The 20,167-nt window shown below is 57.6% G+C and carries 20 protein-coding genes; 5 read left to right on the plus strand and 15 right to left on the minus strand.

Annotated elements, in window-relative coordinates; all coding sequences use genetic code 11:
• Positions 1 to 14: 14 nt before the first annotated feature.
• Positions 15 to 122, plus strand: a complete 108-nt coding sequence (locus CSE01S_RS03855) for a protein YohO (protein WP_042284438.1) — start codon at positions 15 to 17, stop codon at positions 120 to 122.
• On the opposite strand, the gene CSE01S_RS03860 is transcribed toward CSE01S_RS03855, so the two are convergent.
• The 5 genes from CSE01S_RS03860 to bglX form a co-directional block, all read right to left on the minus strand.
• Entirely contained in the window at positions 103 to 834 is a 732-nt protein-coding gene (locus CSE01S_RS03860; protein ID WP_042284443.1) for an ABC transporter permease, read from the minus strand. The genes CSE01S_RS03855 and CSE01S_RS03860 overlap by 20 nt on opposite strands.
• Complete coding sequence (locus CSE01S_RS03865; RefSeq protein WP_042284447.1) at positions 818 to 1,765, minus strand: ABC transporter ATP-binding protein; 948 nt, start codon at positions 1,763 to 1,765, stop codon at positions 818 to 820. The genes CSE01S_RS03860 and CSE01S_RS03865 overlap by 17 nt, the downstream gene beginning before the upstream one ends.
• Entirely contained in the window at positions 1,758 to 2,924 is a 1,167-nt protein-coding gene (locus CSE01S_RS03870) for an ABC transporter permease (protein WP_042284449.1), read from the minus strand. Before CSE01S_RS03870 ends, CSE01S_RS03865 begins: the two co-directional genes overlap by 8 nt.
• Before the next feature lie 16 nt (positions 2,925 to 2,940).
• Positions 2,941 to 3,858, minus strand: a complete 918-nt coding sequence (gene osmF / locus CSE01S_RS03875; protein WP_042284451.1) for a glycine betaine ABC transporter substrate-binding protein OsmF — start codon at positions 3,856 to 3,858, stop codon at positions 2,941 to 2,943.
• Between the two features lie 143 nt (positions 3,859 to 4,001).
• On the minus strand, positions 4,002 to 6,299 hold the full coding sequence (bglX, locus tag CSE01S_RS03880) for a beta-glucosidase BglX (RefSeq protein WP_042284453.1): 2,298 nt from the start codon (positions 6,297 to 6,299) through the stop codon (positions 4,002 to 4,004).
• A 216-nt stretch (positions 6,300 to 6,515) separates the two neighbouring features.
• Between bglX and dld the strand changes: the two genes are divergently transcribed.
• Together dld and CSE01S_RS03890 are read left to right on the plus strand one after the other, a co-directional pair.
• On the plus strand, positions 6,516 to 8,246 hold the full coding sequence (gene dld / locus CSE01S_RS03885) for a D-lactate dehydrogenase (RefSeq protein WP_042284455.1): 1,731 nt from the start codon (positions 6,516 to 6,518) through the stop codon (positions 8,244 to 8,246).
• Positions 8,247 to 8,347: 101 nt separating this feature from the next.
• Positions 8,348 to 8,902: a GNAT family N-acetyltransferase gene (locus CSE01S_RS03890; protein ID WP_042284457.1), complete on the plus strand. Its 555-nt coding sequence runs from the start codon at positions 8,348 to 8,350 to the stop codon at positions 8,900 to 8,902.
• 47 nt (positions 8,903 to 8,949) lie between these two features.
• Here the strand turns inward: CSE01S_RS03890 and pbpG are convergent, their stop codons facing one another.
• A complete protein-coding gene (gene pbpG / locus CSE01S_RS03895; RefSeq protein WP_042284459.1) occupies positions 8,950 to 9,876 on the minus strand; it encodes a D-alanyl-D-alanine endopeptidase in 927 nt (308 codons plus the stop codon).
• Positions 9,877 to 10,045: 169 nt separating this feature from the next.
• Positions 10,046 to 10,633, minus strand: coding sequence for a Yip1 family protein (locus CSE01S_RS03900; RefSeq protein ID WP_042284461.1), 588 nt, complete (start codon positions 10,631 to 10,633; stop codon positions 10,046 to 10,048).
• A 168-nt stretch (positions 10,634 to 10,801) separates the two neighbouring features.
• Between CSE01S_RS03900 and CSE01S_RS03905 the strand changes: the two genes are divergently transcribed.
• Positions 10,802 to 11,371 carry a DedA family protein gene (locus CSE01S_RS03905; RefSeq protein ID WP_042284463.1) on the plus strand — a complete coding sequence of 190 codons (570 nt, stop codon included), beginning with the start codon at positions 10,802 to 10,804 and terminating at the stop codon, positions 11,369 to 11,371.
• Positions 11,372 to 11,379: 8 nt separating this feature from the next.
• Here CSE01S_RS03905 and CSE01S_RS03910 read toward each other — a convergent pair whose 3' ends face one another.
• Together CSE01S_RS03910 and mdtQ are read right to left on the minus strand one after the other, a co-directional pair.
• Positions 11,380 to 12,141, minus strand: a complete 762-nt coding sequence (locus CSE01S_RS03910) for an SDR family oxidoreductase (protein WP_042284467.1) — start codon at positions 12,139 to 12,141, stop codon at positions 11,380 to 11,382.
• 88 nt (positions 12,142 to 12,229) lie between these two features.
• Complete coding sequence (mdtQ, locus tag CSE01S_RS03915) at positions 12,230 to 13,669, minus strand: multidrug resistance outer membrane protein MdtQ (protein WP_042284468.1); 1,440 nt, start codon at positions 13,667 to 13,669, stop codon at positions 12,230 to 12,232.
• A 244-nt stretch (positions 13,670 to 13,913) separates the two neighbouring features.
• On the opposite strand from mdtQ, the gene yohP reads away from it, so the two are divergent.
• The gene (gene yohP / locus CSE01S_RS23655) at positions 13,914 to 13,997 is read left to right on the plus strand and encodes a small membrane protein YohP (protein WP_015572324.1); all 84 of its coding nucleotides are present in this window, start codon (positions 13,914 to 13,916) and stop codon (positions 13,995 to 13,997) included.
• 42 nt (positions 13,998 to 14,039) lie between these two features.
• Here yohP and dusC read toward each other — a convergent pair whose 3' ends face one another.
• The 6 genes from dusC to mhbT form a co-directional block, all read right to left on the minus strand.
• Positions 14,040 to 14,978 (minus strand): tRNA dihydrouridine(16) synthase DusC, encoded by a 939-nt coding sequence (gene dusC / locus CSE01S_RS03920; RefSeq protein ID WP_042284470.1) that lies wholly within the window; start codon positions 14,976 to 14,978, stop codon positions 14,040 to 14,042.
• 110 nt (positions 14,979 to 15,088) lie between these two features.
• A complete protein-coding gene (locus tag CSE01S_RS03925; protein WP_042284472.1) occupies positions 15,089 to 16,282 on the minus strand; it encodes a 3-hydroxybenzoate 6-monooxygenase in 1,194 nt (397 codons plus the stop codon).
• Between the two features lie 14 nt (positions 16,283 to 16,296).
• Entirely contained in the window at positions 16,297 to 16,941 is a 645-nt protein-coding gene (gene maiA, locus CSE01S_RS03930; protein WP_042284474.1) for a maleylacetoacetate isomerase, read from the minus strand.
• Positions 16,942 to 16,949: 8 nt separating this feature from the next.
• Entirely contained in the window at positions 16,950 to 17,651 is a 702-nt protein-coding gene (locus CSE01S_RS03935; protein WP_042284475.1) for a fumarylacetoacetate hydrolase family protein, read from the minus strand.
• Positions 17,652 to 17,665: 14 nt separating this feature from the next.
• Entirely contained in the window at positions 17,666 to 18,703 is a 1,038-nt protein-coding gene (gtdA, locus tag CSE01S_RS03940) for a gentisate 1,2-dioxygenase (protein ID WP_042284478.1), read from the minus strand.
• A gap of 11 nt (positions 18,704 to 18,714) precedes the next feature.
• The gene (gene mhbT / locus CSE01S_RS03945; RefSeq protein ID WP_042284481.1) at positions 18,715 to 20,076 is read right to left on the minus strand and encodes a 3-hydroxybenzoate transporter MhbT; all 1,362 of its coding nucleotides are present in this window, start codon (positions 20,074 to 20,076) and stop codon (positions 18,715 to 18,717) included.
• Positions 20,077 to 20,167 lie beyond the last annotated feature (91 nt).

Raw genomic sequence — 20,167 nt, forward strand, 5'->3', positions numbered from 1 at the left:
ATAAGGAGAACATCATGAGCGCAACGAAAATCGGCGTTATCGCCCTCTTTTTACTCATGGCTATCGGCGGTATCGGCGGCGTCATGCTCGCGGGTTATACCTTCATTTTGCGTGCTGGCTAAGCCGCTGAACTAATCGTTCAAACAGGCGGTCAATGACGATCGCCGCCAGCGCGACCAGTAACGCCCCCTGAATGACATAGGCGGTATTAAAGCCGCTCAGGCCGATAATGATCGGCGTGCCCAGCGTACTCGCCCCAACCGTAGAGGCAATGGTCGCCGTGCCAATATTGATGATTACCGAGGTGCGGATCCCCGCCAGAATGACAGGCGCAGCCAGCGGCAGTTCGACCTTTCGCAGCTGCTGGCCGCGGCTCATTCCCATCCCGCTGGCGATTTCCCGTACGCTTGCCGGGACAGACCCCAACCCCGCCAGCGTCGCCTGTAACACCGGCAGCACGCCGTAGAGGATCAGCGCAATAATCGCCGGCTGCTGGCCAAACCCCATCACCGGCACCGCGATTGCCAGCACGGCGACGGGCGGAAAGGTTTGTCCTACTGCGGCAATGGTTTCCACCAGCGGGCGAAACTCCGCCCCGGCAGGTCGCGTGACCGCGATCCCTGCCCCGACGCCAATCAGCACCGCGATCAGGCTCGACACGCCGACCAGCCAGAAGTGGGCCAGCGCCAGCGCGACAAAGCTCTCCTGTTGGTAGACCGGACGCGGCAGTTCAGGAAACAGGCGAGCGAACAGCGCCTCGCTATGCGGCAAGCCTACCAGCATCAGCACAAATACGACGATAAGCCAGAGCAGCGGATCAGTCAGTCGTTTCATCACGCAACGTCTCCGAAAGCAGATCGCGAAAGTGCAGCGTACCGCAGGCAACGCCTTGCTGGTTAACCACCGGTAAGATTTCCCGGTTATGCGCCACAAACAGGGAGAGCGCGTCGCGTAGCGTCATCGTTTCCGTTAACGCATCGCCGTCAGTGTGCTCATCACGCCGCACATAGTCGGCGACGTTACGCAGCGACAGCAGACGTACGCCCAGTTCGCTACGTCCAAAAAACTGGCGAACAAAATCATCGGTAGGCGCGGTCAACATCTGGAGCGGCGTGCCCTGCTGCACCACTTCGCCGCCGTCCATCAGTACCAGATGTTCCGCCAGGCGTAACGCCTCGTCAATATCGTGGGTCACCAGCACAATGGTTCGCCCGAGCAGGCGGTGAATACGGGTCATCTCCTGCTGTAATGCGCCACGGGTAACCGGGTCCAGCGCGCCAAACGGCTCATCCATCAGCAGCACCTGCGGATCGGCGGCCAGCGCGCGCGCTACGCCCACCCGCTGCTGTTGCCCGCCGGACAACTGATGCGGATAGCGTTCCCGCAGCCCCGGCTCCAGCCCCAGCAGCGCCATCAGTTCATCGACCCGATCGTCTCGTGTCTGTCGCGACCACTTGAGCAACTGCGGCACGGTGGCAATGTTTTGCGCCACGGTCCAGTGTGGAAACAGACCGATCGACTGAATGGCGTATCCCATACGTCGGCGAAGTTCGAGCAGCGGCAGAGAGCGGATCTCCTCACCGGCAAAGCGAATTCGTCCGCTGTCATGTTCCACCAGGCGGTTGATCATCTTCAGCGTGGTTGATTTTCCCGAACCGGAGGTGCCAATCAGCACCGAAAAACTGCCTTCTTTAAAATGCAGATTGAGATCGTTAACCGCTCTCTGCTCACCGAAGGTTTTACTCACGTGGTTAAATTCAATCATGATGGGTTACCTTCAGCAAAGCGCTCCCTAAGTCAAACAGCGCGTCAATCACTACCGCCAGCACAATCACCGGGATCACGCCAAGCAACACTAAATCGATGGCGCTGCTGAGCAGTCCCTGAAAAACCAACGCGCCGAAGCCGCCCGCGCCAATCAACGCGGCAATCACGGCCATCCCGACTGTTTGTACCATGACCACGCGCAGGCTGCGCAAAAATACCGGTAACGCCAGCGGCAACTGGACGTGAAAAAAGCGCTGGGCGGCGCCCATGCCCATCGCGCGCGCGCTTTCCAGCACGTCACGCGGCACCTGGTCCAGCCCGGCGACCACGCCGCGCACCAGCGGCAGCAGCGCGTACAGCACCAGCGCGATCAGTGCTGGCGTCAGACCGGTTCCCGCGACGCCCAACGATGAAAGCCACGGGAAGGCCTTTACCAGCCCGGCGAGCGGCGCAATTAACAGACCAAACAGCGCCACCGACGGAATGGTTTGGATCACGTTTAACACGGTAAACACCGGTCCCTGACGGGCAGCGGAAAAGTGGCACCAGATGCCCAGCGGCACGCCAATCGCCAGCGCAGGCAAAACGGTTCCCAGCAGCAGCGTCAGATGCTGCGCCAGCGCGTCGTCAAAGACGTCCTGCCGGTTGGCGTATTCTTTAAGCAGAGAAAGCGCGTCGAACGCGCCGGAAAACAGCAGCGCCAGCGGCACGATGGCGATCTGGGCATGCAGAACCCAGCGCCAGAGCGGCTGGACGGTGATTCTGCGAATCGCGTCGCTACAGGCCAGCAGCCCTAACGCCAGCGCCAGCCACAGACCGCTTCCCAGGCTGGTCCGCGCCAACGGCGAGCCCGTTTCAGCCAGATGGCTGGCGGCTTTTCCCGCGCTCCAGAGCATCAGGATCACCAACAGTTGCGCAACAGCAAGCGTGAGCGCAGCGCCTCGTCTTCCCGGCACGAAGCACAGCGTGAGCAAGGCGCACCCGGCGCCCACCAGCAGCGAAACCGAACCGGGCCAGACTGCCCAGATCGGACGCCCCTCGCCAGAAACCAGTCGGTTAGGAGCATAGTTTACGAACGGCAGCGCGGCGGCAACTGCGGTGAGCGCCACCAGCAGCAACAGCACGCGGTTAATACTGACTTTTGCCACGTCACCCAGCCTTATTTCAGTCCTTTTACTTCACCCATCCCTTTTGCTTCAGGTAATCTGCGGCGACTTTTTTCGCGTCCAGCCCTTCCACGGCAATACTGGCGTTTAACTGCTGCAGGGTTTTCGCATCAAGGCTGGCGAATACCGGCTGCAGCCATTCGGCCATTTGAGGATAGTCTTTCAGCACTGCTTCACGCACTACCGGCGCAGGGGCATAGATCGGCTGTACGCCTTTCGGATCGCTCAGGGTTTGCAACCCCAACGCGGCCACCGGACCGTCCGTACCGTAAGCCATCGCCGCGTTTACGCCGGACGTTTGCTGTGCTGCCGCTTTGATCGTTACCGCGGTGTCGCCGCCCGCCAGCGAAAGCAGTTGATCCTGACTCAGTTTAAAATCGTAGGCTTTTTCAAAAGCGGGAAGCGCATCGGCGCGCTCAATAAACTCGGCCGAGGCGGCCAGCTTAAAGGTTCCGCCCGCTTTCAGGTAGCGTCCGAGATCGGCCAGCGAAGTGAGTTTATTTTTCTCAGCGACATCGCTACGCACTGCGATGGTCCAGGTATTATTGGCCGGCGCTGGCGTTAACCACACCAGCTTATGCTGTTCGGCATCGAGCTTTTTGACCTTCTCATAGCCCGCGTTGGCGTTTTTCCACGCCGGGTCGTTTTCATCTTTAAAGAAGAAGGCCCCGTTGCCGGTGTATTCCGGATAAATATCCAGTTCGCCGGAGGTGATTGCCCCGCGCACAACCGGAGTCGTGCCCAGTTGGACTTTATTGACCGTTTTAACGCCGTGGCTTTCCAGCACCTGCAAAATGATATTGCCGAGCAGAGCCCCTTCGGTGTCGATTTTCGACCCCACCGTCACCGGCGACGCCGCCTGCAGGGGTAAACTCACCGCCGCTAACAGCGCCAGCGAGCCCGCACAGATCTTTGAGAGTGTCATTATGCTTTCCTCATCCTTTTGCCGCCCTTTTCAGCGACTTGAGCAAAAAGCATAGTCGAAAAGTGTCTCTTTAACCGGGGAATTCAGTTTTTTCGCGCCAGCGCAAAAAAGAGAGACGGGATTACGCCCGCCTCTCGTCTCTGTTACAGCAGCTCAAATTCCCCTTGCTTGACCCGCGCTGAGTCTACGCCGATAAAGACGTTAAACTTGCCCGGTTCGGCATCATACTGCATTTGTTGATTCCAGAACTTCAGCGCCTCGACGTCAATCGGGAAACTGACGGTCTGAGTTTCCCCTGGTTTCAGGGTCACCTTCTTAAAGCCCTTCAGCGCTTTCACGGGACGACTCACAGACGCCGTCACGTCCTGCAGGTACATCTGAATCACCGTCGCGCCTTCCCGTTTACCGGTGTTCGTCACCTGCACGCTCGCGGTTACGCTGCCGTCACGCGTCATGCTCGGGGCGGAAAGTTTGACGTCAGACACGGTAAACGTGGTGTAGCTCAGACCGTAGCCAAACGGATACAGCGGGCCGTTAGCCTCGTCAAAGTAGCGTGACGTGTATTTATTGGGTTTATCGGCGTTATACGGACGACCGGTATTAAGGTGGCTGTAGTAGACCGGGATCTGCCCGACGGAACGCGGGAAAGACATCGGCAGTTTACCGGACGGGTTGTAGTCGCCAAACAGCACGTCGGCAATGGCGTTACCGCCTTCGGTACCGGCAAACCAGGTCTCCAGGATCGCGTCGGCCTGTTGATTTTCTTTCACCAGCGCCAGCGGACGGCCATTCATCAGCACCAGCACCAGCGGCTTGCCGGTCGCTTTCAGCGCCGCGATCAGATCGCGCTGGCTCTGCGGAATAGTGATATCGGTCCGGCTGGAGGCTTCGTGGGCCATGCCCTGCGCTTCACCGACGACGGCAACCACCACGTCGGACTGTTTCGCCGCGTTCACCGCTTCGTCGATCATCGCTTTCGGCGTGCGTGGATCCACCTTCACCGCTTCTTCGTACTGGTTGAGGAACGTGACGATGTCTTTATCGTCAGTGACATTCGCGCCTTTGGCGTAAACGATTTTTGCTTTATCACCCACGGCGTTCTGAATGCCGGTCAGTACGGTCACTGACTGATCCGCCACGCCCGCCGCGGACCAACTGCCCATCACGTCACGTTTGCTGTCTGCCAGGGGGCCTACCACCGCAATGGTGCCGGATTTTTTTAACGGTAGGGTTTCCAGACGGTTTTTCAGCAGTACCAGACTTTCGCGCGCCACTTCTCGCGCCTCTTTACGATGCAGGCGGCTTTCGGCGTTGGTGTCCGCCGGGTCAGACTCTTTCGGCCCCAGATGGCTGTACGGATCGTTGAACAGCCCCATATCATATTTGACGTTCAGCACATGACGGGCGGCGTCGTCCAGTTCCTCCATCGTCACCTTGCCGGATTTGATCAGCCCCGGCAGGTATTTACTGTAATACTCGTCGCTCATGCTCATGTTGATGCCGGACTTGAGCGCCACGCGCACCGCATCCTCGGGATCGGCGGCGGTACCGTGTTTTATCAGCTCTTTGATCGCGCCGTGGTCGGAAACGGTAATCCCCTTAAAGCCCCATTTGTCGCGCAGAATATCTTTTAGCAGCCAGGCATCAGACGTGGCGGGCGTTCCGTTCAGCGAGTTCAGCGCCACCATGACGGCGCCACTGCCCGCGTCCAGCCCCGCTTTGTACGGCGGCATATAGTCGTTAAACAGACGCTGTGGACTCATGTCGACGGTGTTGTACTCTTTGCCGCCTTCCACCGCGCCGTAGGCGGCGAAGTGCTTCACGCTGGTCATCACCGAATAGCGGTCCGCCGGGCTTTTACCCTGCATCGCTTCCACCATCGTCTTGCCCATGATCGATGTGAGATAGGTGTCCTCGCCAAAGCCTTCGGAAGCGCGTCCCCAGCGCGGGTCGCGGGAAACGTCGACCATCGGCGCCCAGGTCATATTCAGGCCGTCATCTGCCGCTTCATATGCCGACACGCGCCCGACGGTTTTCACCGCCTCAAGGTTAAAAGAGGAAGCCAGGCCCAGGCTGATGGGGAAAACGGTACGCTGACCGTGCAACACGTCATACGCGAAAAAGAGAGGGATCTTCAGGCGGCTCAGTTCCATCACCTGATCCTGCATTTTGCGGATATCCTGGCGGGTGACGGTATTGAAGATCGCCCCAACCTGTCCGTCCTTGATCATTTCCCGGATCGCTTCTTTCGGGTTATCCGGGCCGACGCTAATCAAGCGAAGCTGACCAATCTTCTCATCAACGGTCATTTTGGTCAGGAGTTCAGTCACAAACGCATCCCGCGCTTCCGGCGTCAGCGGGTGGTTACCAAACAGATCTTCCGCCAGCGCTGGCTGCAACGCCAGACTCACCGCGACACCTACAGAACATAGCCATTTCATGTTGTTTCTCTCTTTCTCATTAGCCCGACGTGGCTGCGAAAATATAACAAAAACCGCACGTTGCCATAAGCCTAATTGGCCGCCACGCAGAAAGCGAAGGTTATTCTCTTAATTTTCACCGCCGCTGATTCACAGACAGGGTAAATGAGTAAGCGCAGGGTCAGACAAAGCGCTATGCTTGAACGTGATATTTTGTCCCACCACAAGGAGTGGAAAATGTCTTCCCTGACAACAACTGATAATAAAGCCTTTCTGAATGAACTCGCCCGTCTCGTGGGTCATTCACACCTGCTGACTGAACCTGAGAAAACCGCCCGCTATCGCAAGGGCTTCCGTTCCGGCCAGGGCGATGCGCTGGCGGTGGTCTTTCCCGGCTCGCTGCTTGAACTCTGGCGCGTCCTTAACGCCTGCGTGAATGCCGACAAAATTATTCTGATGCAGGCCGCCAACACGGGCCTGACCGAAGGTTCAACGCCAAACGGCAACGACTACGATCGCGATATTGTGATTATCAGCACTCTGCGCCTCGACAAGCTGCACCTCCTTGGCAAAGGCGAGCAGGTGCTGGCCTGGCCGGGCACCACGCTGTATTCACTGGAAAAAGCGCTGAAACCGTTGGGGCGCGAACCGCATTCGGTCATTGGTTCGTCGTGCATTGGCGCCTCGGTGATTGGCGGTATCTGTAATAACTCCGGCGGCTCGCTGGTTCAGCGCGGCCCTGCCTATACCGAAATGTCGCTGTTTGCGCGTATTGATGAAAACGGCAAGCTCCAGTTGGTCAACCATCTCGGCATCGACCTTGGTCAAACGCCGGAGCAGATCCTCAGTCAACTGGACGATGAGCGCATCAAAGAAGAAAACGTGCGTCACGACGGGCGTCACGCCCACGATCACGACTACGTAACCCGTGTGCGCGATATCGAGGCTGACACGCCGGCGCGTTATAACGCCGACCCGGACCGCCTGTTTGAAGCCTCCGGCTGCGCCGGAAAGCTGGCGGTGTTTGCGGTACGCCTCGACACTTTTGAAGCGGAAAAAAACCAGCAGGTGTTTTACATCGGCACCAATCAGCCTGACGTGCTGACCGAAATCCGCCGCCATATTCTGGCAAACTTTGAGAATCTGCCAGTCGCGGGCGAGTACATGCATCGTGATATTTACGATATCGCGGAGCAGTACGGTAAAGATACGTTCCTGATGATCGACAAGCTCGGTACCGACAAAATGCCGTTCTTCTTTACCCTGAAGGGCCGTACCGACGCAATGCTGGAGAAAGTGAAATTTTTCCGTCCGCACTTCACTGACCGCGCAATGCAGAAGTTCGGTCATCTGTTCCCCAGTCATTTGCCGCCGCGAATGAAAAGCTGGCGCGATAAATACGAGCATCATCTGCTGTTAAAAATGGCCGGGGACGGCGTGGCGGAAGCGCAAAGCTGGCTGAGCGAATTCTTTAAAGCCGCGGAAGGCGACTTCTTCGCCTGCACGCCGGAGGAAGGCAGCAAAGCATTCCTGCACCGTTTCGCGGCGGCGGGCGCGGCAATCCGCTATCAGGCAGTGCATGCCGACGACGTGGAAGATATTCTGGCGCTGGACATCGCCTTGCGTCGTAATGACACTGAGTGGTATGAACATCTGCCGCCGGAACTTGACAGCCAGTTAGTGCATAAGCTCTATTACGGACACTTTATGTGCTACGTCTTCCATCAGGATTACATCGTTAAAAAAGGCGTTGACGTACATGCGTTGAAAGCGCAGATGCTTGAACTGCTTCACCAGCGCGGCGCGCAGTATCCCGCCGAGCACAACGTCGGGCATCTGTACAAAGCCCCGGAGGCGTTGACCCGTTTTTATCGCGAAAATGACCCGACCAACAGTATGAATCCCGGAATTGGCAAAACCAGCAAGCAGAAATTCTGGAAAGACCCCTCTACCGGGCAAACCGTGTAAGCAGGCCCGCCGTGCAGGCTGGATCTGCTCGAAATATCGTGCAAAAGTAACGACATGTGCCGGAGCTATGACTCCGGCTTTTTATCCTGAAGGTGATAACCATGTCTGCTGCCGATACGCTTTCTGATGATGATATTGTGGTGCGCGACGCTTCGCCCGGCGACGTGGAGGCCATTTCCGCGCTGTATGCCTGGCATGTGCTGAATGGTCGCGCCTCTTTCGAAGAGATCCCCCCGACGGTAGAAGAGATGCGCCAGCGAATGCTCAAGGTCGCGCAGTATGGCCTGCCCTGGCTGGTGGCTTTGTATCGCGGCGTGGTGGTGGGCTATTGCTATGCCACTCAGTACCGCCCTCGCCCCGCCTACCGTTATACCCTGGAAGAGTCGATATACGTTGACGCCAGCATGACCGGGCGCGGTATCGGTAGTCTGTTAATGTCCACGCTCATCAGTCGCTGTGAAGCAGGCCCATGGCGACAAATGGTGGCGGTGATCGGCGACGGGCACAATAACCCTGGCTCATTACGGTTACATAAAAAACATGGTTTTGAAATTGCCGGACAGCTTCGCAGCGTCGGCTACAAGAAAGGCGACTGGCGGGACACATTGATTATGCAGCGCCCGCTTAACGAGGGTGACTGGACGCTGCCGGAATAACGTTGATGTCGCCGGATGGCGGAGAACCGCCTTATCCGGCTTTCAGCTCAATCGTTTTGCGCGGTCTGCTGCGCCATCTGCGCGGCTTTTTGCTTTTTATAGCTTAATGCCGCCGCCGGAACCGGCATCACTTTGCCGGTCTCAATCCAGGTACGTAAACGGCTGGCGTCGGCAAAATGGGTATATTTGCCAAAGGCGTCCATCACGACCAGCGCCACCGGTTTGTGATTAATTACCGTGCGCATCACCAGGCAGTGCCCCGCCGCGTTGGTGAAGCCCGTTTTCGTCAACTGAATGTCCCAGTTGTCGCGGTACACCAGATGGTTGGTATTGCGAAACGGCAGGGTATACGCCGGGTTCGAGAAGGTCGCCATATCCTCACGCGTCGTACTCAGTTGCCCAATCAGCGGATACTGCTTGCTGGCAATCAGCATTTTGGTGAGATCGCGCGCGGTAGATACGTTGTGAATGGATAACCCGGTCGGCTCGACAAAACGCGTATGGGTCATGCCGAGCGCTTTCGCCTTCGCATTCATCGCCTTAATAAAGGCGTTATAGCCTCCCGGATAATGGTGCGCCAGGCTTGCCGCCGCGCGGTTTTCCGAGGACATCAGCGCCAGCAACAGCATGTTTTTACGACTGATCTCACTGTTCAGCCGCACACGGGAATAGACGCCTTTCATTTCTGGCGTCTGGCTGATATCGATCTTCAGCTTCTCGTCCAGCGGCAGTCGCGCGTCCAGCACGACCATCGCGGTCATTAATTTGGTTATCGAGGCGATCGGACGCACCCGATCCGGATGGTTCGAATAGATCACCTTATTGGTGTTCAGATCGACGATCATCGCGCTACCGGAGGCGATTTCCGGTTGGGAGGCCGCGGTCGTCGCCGCCGCTTTGGCCATCGCCTGCGGTGCAAAAGGCACCGCCAGTATTAACGCCAGGCTAAGAACAGAAACTCGGAATGTCAGCATGATGAGATTTCAGAAAATGATTCACACGTGTGATAACACGCACCGCTTGAGTGAGAATTTACTTAAGCTAGCGAAAGAATCATAGCGAGCTAATAACGTTGCCGCCATAAGAGAATCGTCAGGAAAGGCTGCATTGCTGGCTTTTACACCAACAATGCAGAGAATGACCTCAGAAGACCCGGTAACCGTATCCCCACAGAATAACGGTCAGCGCGAGCAGCACTTCCAGCACCAGCACGCCAATCGCCAGCGTCGAACTGGAGAAGCTCAGCCCCTCCTCCTTATTAATGTTCAGGAAGGTCGGTATACCGAGATACAGTAAGTAACCGGTATAAAACAGCGCCACCGTTCCCACCAGCGCGCACAGCCAGACCAGCGGATACAACGCCACCACCCCACTCAGAAACAGCGGGGTCGCTACATAACCGGCAAACACCATACAGTGCGCCAGCGACGGGCGCTGCGGAAAGCTACGCGCCATCCACCAGATCACCCGTCCCATCACCGCCACGCCAGCGAGCATGACGGCGTAGAACAGCACAGCCAGCGCAAGCCCCGTTACCGGCGACAGCTTCAGTACGTTGCCGTCGCCAAAATTCCAGCCGATTTGCGTGGTGCCAATAAACGCGCAGATAACCGGAATCGCCGCCATCAGCAGTACATGATGGGTGTAGTGATGCGATACCGTTTCATTCTCGCTTTTGATCACCTGCATTTCACGATCGGGATGGGAAAACAACCCCCAGACATGGTTCATACCGCCCCCTTGTGTCAGTTCCGGCCCCTAACACCTCAAGTATAATTCGCTTTTCGATTATTTTATGTACAGTTCAGGAAATGTCAGGGCGGACGATCCCCTCCTCCTTTTTCATTCAGCAACATAAATTCACAAGGTGTATGCTTAGTGCGGAGGTCATTCAGACACATGGATATAAACAGTCTTATTGCACAATACGGTTATGCCGCGCTGGTCATCGGTAGTCTGGCGGAAGGCGAAACGGTGACCCTGCTGGGCGGCGTCGCCGCTCATCAGGGATTACTGAAGTTTCCTTTGGTGGTATTGGCCGTCGCCGTAGGCGGCATGATTGGCGATCAGGTATTGTATTTGCTCGGGCGCCGCTACGGTGACCCGCTCCTGCGCCGTTTTTCCCGTCATCGTGACAAAATCCGCCAGGCGCAAAAGATGATCCAGCGTCGTCCATATCTGTTCGTCATCGGCACGCGCTTTATGTACGGTTTTCGCGTCATTGGCCCGCTGCTGATTGGCGCAAGCCATCTGCCGCCAAAAATTTTTCTGCCGCTGAATATTCTCGGGGCGCTGATCTGGGCGCTGATCTTCACCACACTCGGCTACGCGGGTGGTGAAGTCATTGCCCCCTGGCTGCACAGCCTTGATCACCATCTAAAACATCTGGTCTGGCTGTTTCTTGCCATTGCGCTGGTGGTCGGCGTTCGCGGGTGGCTAAAACGCCGCAGCCGCCGCAAAGCCGACTAATACGAACGCTACTGCGGTGTAAACTGTGGATTGGCGAGCATAAATCCGCCGTCGACGATCAGCGACTGACCGGTGGTGTAGCTTGCCCCGTCCGAACACAGCCACGCCACCAGGCTGGCAATTTCGCGCGTCGCCCCCATTCTGCCCAGTGGGATCGACGGTTCAGCGCCAGGCTTCACGTCGCTGTCGTCCATATCATTCATCGGGGTGGCGATGGCTCCCGGCGCCACGGCGTTGACCAGAATATTGTGTTTGACCAGCTCAAGCGCCATGGATTTGGTCAGCCCGCCAAGAGCGTGTTTCGCGGCGGTATAAGCGCTGGCCTCGGGCAGCGGCGTATGCTCATGTACCGAGGTGATATTGATAATACGGCCGCCCTCCCCCTGTTTTACCATCTGGCGAGCAGCCAGTTGGGAACAGAGAAATGCGCCGTCGACGTCCACCGTGAAAATCTGTCGCCAGTCGTCGAAGGGCATCTCAAGAAACGCGGCTTTGCGCATTGTGCCCGCATTATTCACCAGCACGTCAATCCGGCCCAGCCGGGTAATCAGTTGCTCAAGCGCCTGTACCCCCGCAGGTAGCTGGCTGAGATCTAACTGGACGGTCTCAGCGCGAACGCCGTGCTTCATCACCTCTTGCGCTGTCGCGCGCGCGCCCTGTTCATCGGAATGCCAGGTGATGCCAATATCAAATCCCTGCTGCGCCAGATGCAGGGCGCAGGCTTTGCCGATACCTGAATCAGACGCGGTGACAATGGCCACTTTTCTCATAATATCTCCGGTTGAATCAAACTGAACCTTAAGAATCTGTCTCATCAGGCTCTAAGTATAGAAGCTCAGTCTGAGAGAGCCGGAAAGATCAGGAGTGCGGGTAGCCGCCGCCGAGCGCGCTGGTGAGCTGTACCGACGCGTCCAGCCACTGGCCTTGTAAAATCAGGCCGTTACCCTGTTCGCGCAGCGCCGGAATTTTCGCCTCGCTAACGCGGGAACCGGCAATAATCCCCGCCCTGAAGCGCGCTTCAGCCAACGTTACCACCCGTCGGGCATCGTGCTCAATCTGCTGCTGATGGGCATTTTTTTGCGCCAGCGTTGCCACCTGACTGGCGGCGCGTGCGACGTCATTTACCGCCTCCACCACCGCTTTGTTGTAATTCGCGATCGACAAATCGCTTTGCGCCTGGGCGATATCCAGATTCGCGTTCAGTCTGCCGCTGTCGAAAATCGGTAGCGTCAGCCCGGCGGTAACGCCCATCTGCTGCGCGGAGCTACGGAACAGATCGCTTAAATGCAGCGCATCCTGTTGCAGAAAAGCCATCAGGTTGATATCAGGATAAAACGCCGCTTTCGCCGCCTCCACGCTGCTGAGCGACGATTCGATATACCAGTGCGCCGCCTGCAAATCTGCCCTGCGCGCCAGCAATTCATAGCCCAGGCGATCCGGCAGTCGGCTTTCCACGTTCGGCAGCGCCACCGGGTGAAGCGCCAGCGAGGTCGACTGGGCATTAATGAGCGCGCTGAGTCGCGCCTCTATGACCTTCATCTTTCCGGCAGCATCATTCAGTTGCTGTTGTGTTTTGCTGTCATCGATATCGGTTTCAACACCCTCGACCGAAGACGTTATCCCGTTCTGGTACAGCTGGCGATCGCTGTTAATAATATTGCGCTGTTCGTCTTCGATTTGCTGGAGCAGCGTGCTTAACGCCGCCTGCGTTTGCCATTCCCAGTACAACCGCGTGACGCTGCTTGCCAGCAACTGGCGGGTCTGCTCACGTTCCGCTTCCCGCGCTTTCACCGCGCCGATTCGCGCCGTCACTTCCGCACGATTTTTCCCCCATAAATCCAGATCCCAACCGGCGGTTAAGCCAAACGTACCGTTGGTATACCACGGTCCCGTGGTGCCTGCCGCGGGATCGGTCAGTGCGAACGGCCCCATTAACCCTTCCGCTGACATTTTCTGCCGCTCGAGATCCGCTGAAAAATCCAGTTGCGGACCGTCCTGGGTTTCAACCGCTTTCGCCTGCGCTTCCGCCAGTTGAATGCGTTGTTCAGCCACCTGCATATCCGGCGAGTGCAGCAGGGCGTGCTCAATCAGACCGTTGAGCTGGGGATCGTGATATACCTGCCACCATTGGCTTTCCGGCCACCCTTTTTTGAGTGACGCAGGCAGTGAGGCGTCAACGTGAGTCGCGGGGGTTTGCTGCGCCAGCGTCTGATGACTGTCATGCATGGGGGCGCATCCCGCCAGCAAAAGTGCAAAGGGGAAGCACGCTTTCACAGCGTGAAAAGAGTTACGATTCATGAAGAAGTTCTGCTTAGAAAGGGTGCGCGGAGCTTACCCGTTGTTGAATGCGGTTTTTTAGTTACGCGTGGCATAACATCTTTGGCAAATAACCGTCATATCCGGCAATGTATTTTTCAAATAAATATCATTAATGGGATTTATTTATCTGATTTATGTGTTTGTTATTTACGGACGATATCCCGGCGGCAGGTTGCAGAAGATTTCCTATACTTAATCTGAACGTACCAATAAGGGAACGGCAATGAAGATTTTACTGTGGGTGATTTTGATTATTTTTCTGATTGGGCTGTTGGTGGTCACCGGCGTGTTTAAGATGATTTTTTAACGGCTGCGCCGGGTAGCGACGTTTCGCTTACCCGGCCAGTTATCATAGGGTTATCGCCTGGATCGCCCGTGCAATGTCCGGTGAATGATTTAACGCGCGGATGTGCTGAAAGAGAACGGTGGCTTCATCATATTCTTTACGCAAATACCCCAGCCACTGCTTGATGCGCGCCACGTGATAAAGCCCGGTATCTCCCTGCTTTTCCAGTCGGGTATATTTTTGCAGTAGCGCCACCACCTCCGGCCACGGCATCCGCGGCTGGTTGTATTTCACTACCCGGCTGAGGTTGGGAATATTCAGCGCGCCACGGCCAATCATTATCGCGTCACAGCCGCTTGCCGCCATGCAGGCCTGCGCGCTTTGCCAGTCCCAGATTTCCCCGTTGGCGATCACCGGAATGGTCAGACGCTGGCGAATCTCGCCGATGGCCTGCCAGTTGATATGTTCGGCTTTGTAGCCCTGCTCTTTCGTGCGGCCATGCACCACCAGCTCACTGGCCCCGGCCTGCTGCACGGCGTCGGCGATCTCAAATTTTTTATCGCCGCTGTCCCAGCCGAGACGGACTTTTACCGTCACCGGCAGGTGGGCAGGCACCGCCTCACGCATCGCTTTGGCGCCCTGATAAATCAGCTCCGGATCTTTCAGAAGCGTCGCGCCGCCACCGCTGCCGTTAACCATTTTCGACGGGCAGCCGCAGTTGAGATCGACGCCGTAGGATCCCAGCTCAACGGCGCGGGCGGCGTTCTCCGCCAGCCACTGTGGATATTGACCCAGCAGTTGCACGCGCACCAGCGTCCCGGAAGGCGTTCGGCTGCCGTTCATCAGTTCCGGACACAGGCGATGAAACACTTTTACCGGCAGAAGTTGATCCACCACGCGCACAAATTCGGTGATGCATAAATCGTAGTCATTCACTTCCGTCAGAAGCTCGCGTACCAGGGAGTCGAGTACGCCTTCCATCGGCGCCAGTAAAACACGCATAAGGTTATCCGCAAAAAAAGAGGCGCTATCATAGCGCCTCTCTGCGAGGATCAAAACCTTTTGCCGGATGGCGGTAAAACGGCTGCCCAGGCCGATGATGAAGCACAGCGCTAGCGCGGCAGCAGACAGTTATCCTCTTTCCAGCCGTATAACCACTCCATGCCGCGATAAAATTCCGCCTGCGATTTGCCTTTCCACAGCAGATTACGCACCTGACGTTCGACGCCCGCAGCGTGGTAGACGCGCCCCATTTCGCGGGTCGACCAGACAATTCGCGCCGTGCGCGGAATGCGCACCGACTCATACAGCGCAAAGGCGCTTGCCGCATCGCCCTCGCATTTTTCCAGCGCTTTGCCGAGGGTCACCGCATCTTCCAGCGCCATGCATGCGCCCTGGGCCATATACTGCGCGACCGGGTGCGCGGCGTCACCGACCAGCGTAATGCGCTCCGTTCCCCATTTTTCCACCGGTTCGCGATCGGCGGTGGACCAGCGACGCCAGGAGGTGGGTTTGTCGAGCATCTGACGTGGACGAGGATGGATACCGGCAAAATACGAGAGCACCTCTTCTTTACTGCCGTCCTTCACCCCCCACTCCTCCTGCTGACGGCTATGGAACGTCACCACCAGGTTGTACTGCTTGCCGCCGCGTAGCGGATAGTGAACAAGGTGACAGTGCGGCCCCGCCCACAGTACCGGCGCGTTAATGCGCAAATCTTCCGGCATATCGTCACAGTCAATCACCGCCCGGTAGACCACATGTCCGGTCACCCGCGGGGAATCCCCCAGCAGACTCTGGCGCACAACCGACTTCACGCCGTCACAGCCCACCAGAATATCGGCTGTCCAGCTGTTTCCCTGCTCATCAAATACCGTGACGTCGTCCGGCGTCTGGCGAATATCCACCACATTGGTGGATGTCCGGTATTCAACATCAGGATGGGTCAGCACCGCTTCCCAGACCGAGGCATGAATGTCGACGCGGTGAATCACGGCATACGGCCCGCCGAAATGGTCGCGAAACGCCTGGCCGGTTTCAATGCGGACAACTTCCTCCGCGTTTACCGCATCCATCATGGTGATATGGTCGGTAAATACCGCCCGCTGGCGCGCTACGTCGCCAACACCGAGGCTGTCCAGCGCCGAAAAGGCATTTGGGCCAAGCTGGATGCCTGCGCCAATCTCGCCAATCTCGTGCGCCTTTTCCAGCAGCATCACCTTGATACCCTGGCGCGCCAGCGAAAGCGCGGTTGCTGCCCCGCCAATGCCGCCGCCAACGATAATTGCGCTCTTCACTTTAGCCATTGTCGTTCTCCTTCTCAGGCTGAGAGTTTATCTTGTTGATTTTCGGGCGCGGCGGCGATAAACGCCGGAAGCTGTGTGCAGGCTTCATACACCGCATTGCAGCGCGGAAAGGCGCTTAAGTCACACCCCATACGCAGCGCGTTCGCCCACTGCGGGATCAAGCAACAGTCGGCAAGCGTTGGACGGTTTCCGACGCAGTACGACTGAGACTGGCTTTGACGCAACAACTGTTCAACAGCGCTCAGCCCCTGCTGGATCCAGTGCGCGTACCAGCGTTTTTTATCCTCTTCGCTGATCTTCAGTTCGTCAGTGAGATAGCGCAGCACCCGCAAATTATTCACCGGATGAATATCACAGGCGATGGCGTAGACAATCTCCAGTACCTGGCTGCGCGCCGGATCGCTGGCCGGCAGCAGTGGCGACTGCGGGAAATGCCGGTCCAGCCAGTCGATAATCGCCAGCGACTGGCCAAGCGCGTCGCCGTCATCGGTCACCAGCGTTGGCACCAGCCCCACCGGATTCATCCGCCGGTAGGCCAGTTCATTTTGCTGACCAATGCGGATATTGACGCCCACCGTCTGGTAGTCGATACCTTTCAGCGCCAGTGCAATGCGCACGCGGTACGAGGCCGAACTATTGAAAAAACTGTACAGCTTCATGCCTCACCTCAGACAATCTTCACGGCGAGGGGGGTTAACCCGTCCACATTACCGGTGATCACATCGCCCTTCACCACTGCCCCCACCCCTTCCGGCGTGCCGGTAAAAATGAGATCCCCCGGTTGTAGTTCGAAAAAGCCGGACAGATAGCTAATGGTTTCGTTCACCGACCAGATGAGGTGGCGGATGTCGCTGCGCTGATGATCTTCGCCGTTGACCTGGAGCCAGATAGGCGCGGCATTAACGTCCGGCGCCTGGCTGGCTTTATGCAGCGGCGCGATGGGCGCAGAGAGATCGAACGCTTTGCCAATCTCCCACGGGCGGCCCATCTGGCGCATCTCCATCTGCCGATCGCGGCGGGTCATATCCAGTCCGGTGGCATAGCCCCAGACATATTCATGGGCGTTTTCTAAAGGGATATCACTGCCTTTTTTGCCTATCGCCACCACCAGCTCAATTTCATAGTGGTAATTGTCGGTTTGCGCCGGATACGGCAGTTCGAGCGTTTCACCTGCCGGCACCGGCACTACGGCATCGGCGGGCTTGCAGAAGAAGAACGGAGGCTCGCGATCCGGGTCGAAGCCCATTTCCCGGGCATGGGCGGCGTAGTTGCGTCCGACGCAATACACGCGGCGGACGGGGAAACGTTCATCGCTGCCGACCACCGGTACGGTAACGGGCGCTTGCGGTTCAAATACATACTGAGTCATTGTTTTCTCCCTTATTAATAACGTGCTTCGCGGAATAACCCGAGGGCTTCCTGTACCGGCCGGTCTGAAAAACTGAATAACACGGTGTCATCGGAGGATGTAAACGACACGCCGTGCCAGGTCGGCACCACGAAAATGTCTTTGGCGGTAAAGGTGAAGGTTTCATTGCCGATGGTCACTTCGCCGCTGCCCTCCACCACGTGGTAAATGGTGCTGTCGGTGGTACGCGCCATCCGCGAGACAAAGCCTTTCGGCAACAGCTGCAGGAAAGTGCCCATCGATGGCATCGGGTATCCGCCGGTGACCGGATTGACGTAGCGCATTTTGTAGCCGTCCCACTCGTCGGCCTCGCCGAAACGGGTCAGATCGTGCAGCGCTTCGCGACTGCGATCGTAGCGATAGTTGAAGATTGGTGATGAATTCCCCTTTTGCTGACGCAGCGGCAGCATGTTAGCGGCATAGCGCGGCAGGTAATCGCCCTCTTTGCGCGTCACCGGCTGCTGATCTTCCGGGTAATCCTCGGCAAAGCCGCAGCCGAGAAGATTCACCAGCGGTAGGTCCAGCCCGTCAAGCCAGACAACTGGCTCATCGCCCGGGTTGCCATGGTCATGCCACTGCCATTGCGGCGTCAGAATAAAGTCACCGACGTGCATCTGCGTGCGCTCGCCATCCACGGCAGTGAACGCCCCTTTCCCTTCCACAATAAACCGCAGCGCCGACTGGTTATGGCGGTGGCTTGGGGCGACCTCTCCCGGCATGATCAGCTGAAGCCCGGCATACAGCGTCGAAGTGATAGAGGATTGTCCGCGCAGCATCGGGTTTTCCAGCACCAGCACGCGGCGCACCGCCTCTTTTGCGCCAATCAGGTTGCCGCTCTCCAGCAGCAGCGGACGAATTTCCTGGTAGTTCCAGTAAGCCGGCGCGCAGTTAGCGTTCGGGGTTTGCGGCACCAGGTGATGCAGCGACTCCCACAACGGGGTCAGGTTTTGCCCCGAAATATGCTGATAGAACTGCTGACGGCTGTTTTTGACATCCTGGTTATGTTCAGACATAGGGATTCTCCTTATTCATTTACCATACCGCCAGTGCGCGGCACGTTATCGGGGACAGAGGCTGACTGACGGACAACCACGATCAGCAGGGTCAACATCACCGCGCTGATCGCCGCCGGGACAGCGATAATGAAAAACAGCGTATTGAATGAGAAATTCATCGCCATCATCACGCCGCCGGAGAGCGATCCGACGATGGCGCCGCAGCGACCCACCGCGTTTGACCAACTGACACCTGTCGCGCGGCTTTGCGTCGGGTAGAGCGTGGCGGTTAAGGCGTTCAGTCCCACCTGCGATCCGCTGATCCCTACCCCGGTACCAAAAATCGCCAGCGCCATCAGCCACAGGCCGTTTTCGCTCAGGCCAATCATGATGATGCACACCGCGCCCAGCGCATAGCTCACCGCCAGAACCCGGAACGGGTTGTGTTTATCCATCAGTACGCCCAGCGCCAGCGCCCCCAGCGTACCGCCAATCTGGAAAGCCGCCGTCACCCAGGAGGCCTGCTGGAGGTCAATGCCGCGGTGGTTGAGCAGCGTGGGCATCCAGCTTGAAAGCAGATAAATAATCAGCAGGCTCATGAAGAACACCACCCATAACATCAGGGTAATGGGCAACTGGCGACCCACGAAAAGCTGACGAATGCTGCCTTTGGCGATCGCCGCCGCTTCGTTAAGGTAAAAATGCGTGTCCTCGTAACGCTGACGGGTAATGGCGCTGACCGTGCGGGCAATGGTGGCCTGCGGCAGTTGGCGACGAACCTGCCAGCGCGGAGATTCCGGCAGCACGAACAGCAGCGCGGCGAACAGCATTAACGGCAGCACACCGCCAAGGATCAGAATGCCGTGCCAGCCAATGACCGCCACCAGTTGGGCGCTGACGATCCCCCCCATCGCCGAACCGAGGGTAAAGCCGCAGAACATCAGGGTCACCAGCGCGCCGCGCCGCCGCGCAGGCAGATATTCAGAGGTCATGGTGATGGTGTTCGGCATCGCGCCGCCCAGCCCAAGCCCGGTCAAAAAGCGCAGGAATACCAGCGTTTGCAGATCCGGCGAAAACGCCGAGATCAGACTCAGAGCGCCGAACAGCGCCACGCAAAGCTCGATAACCCGTTTGCGGCCAAAGCGGTCGGAAAGTGGGCCGCAGAGCAGCGCGCCCGCCGTCAGCCCCAGCAGTCCCGCGCCAAACAGCGGCGCGAGGTCACCGGCGGTCAGTTGCCAGTGGCTGCGAATGTCGGGTGCAATAAAGCCAATCGCGGCAGTATCAAAGCCGTCCAGCATCACCACCAGAAAGCAGCAGATGATCACCCGCCACTGGGTTTTGCCGACGGGGGCGGCATCGATCAGAGCCTGTAGTTCACGTCGTTGAGTCATTGTGTATGCCTCGGTGCAGGTAAGGTAAGAGGTTCTTTTGTTTTTGGTATGTTACGAGTTTGTAGATGGGGCGATAAAATGTACAATGGCT

It is taken from the genome of Citrobacter sedlakii NBRC 105722 (assembly GCF_000759835.1).
In the GTDB taxonomy this organism is placed as follows: domain Bacteria; phylum Pseudomonadota; class Gammaproteobacteria; order Enterobacterales; family Enterobacteriaceae; genus Citrobacter_A; species Citrobacter_A sedlakii.